This window comes from Oleiphilus sp. HI0128, from assembly GCF_001635365.1.
On record NZ_LWGG01000214.1, the window covers coordinates 1 to 798 of the forward strand.

Sequence of the window (798 nt, forward strand, 5' to 3'; positions counted from 1 at the left end):
GCCCATCTTCATTGATTTTCTCGCGGCAAAACCTAGTTCACCAAGAGCGAAGTAAAGAGCAAGTTGCAAATATTGAGCGTGGTGGTTACATCTTGAAAGACTGTGAAGGCTTGCCAGATTTGATTCTGATCGCTACAGGTTCTGAAGTAGGATTGGCAGTTGCTGCTGCAGACGAACTTACTAAGCGTGAAGTTAATGTCCGAGTTGTTTCTATGCCTTGTACTGATGTTTTTGATCAGCAAGATATCGAATATCGCCTGTCTGTTTTACCTCTTGAGGTTCCTGCGCGTATTGCTATTGAGGCAGCGATCGCCGATTACTGGTACAAGTATGTGGGTATTGACGGACGAGTGATCGGCATGAATAGTTTTGGCGAGTCTGCACCTGCAGGACAGTTGTTTGAGGAGTTCGGCTTCACTGTTGATAACATCCTAAATGTTGCCGAAGATTTGCTATAAATGCACGACCTTATAGTGAGCCTTGAAGGTATCGGACGCTCTGAATGACTTATCGTGTCGCAATTAATGGCTATGGTCGTATTGGGCAGTCTTTGTTGCGTGCTAGCTATGAACGGTCGAAAGGCCGTTCTGTTGGTGACGATTCGATAAAGTTTGTCGCTATTAATGAGCTTGCAGATGCTGATACGATTGCTTATTTGACCCGGTACGACACGACATTTGGTAGATTCCCGCTTTCAGTTGATGTCCAGGGTGACTCGAAGATGGTTGTCGGGAACGACCTAATTGCCTTAACACGTTTTTCGCAACCTAGCATGCTTCCTTGGGAGGATCTGGGTAT

The 798-nt window shown here is 45.7% G+C and carries 2 protein-coding genes; both read left to right on the top strand.

Translation table 11 applies throughout. The annotated features are described in order from the left end of the window. A partial coding sequence (locus A3763_RS02840; RefSeq protein WP_304440777.1) for a transketolase C-terminal domain-containing protein occupies positions 1-458 on the top strand: 458 nt, incomplete at its 5' end. A gap of 44 nt (positions 459-502) precedes the next feature. Continuing rightward, the coding region (locus A3763_RS02845) for a glyceraldehyde 3-phosphate dehydrogenase NAD-binding domain-containing protein (RefSeq protein WP_304440778.1) at positions 503-798 on the top strand (296 nt) is incomplete at its 3' end.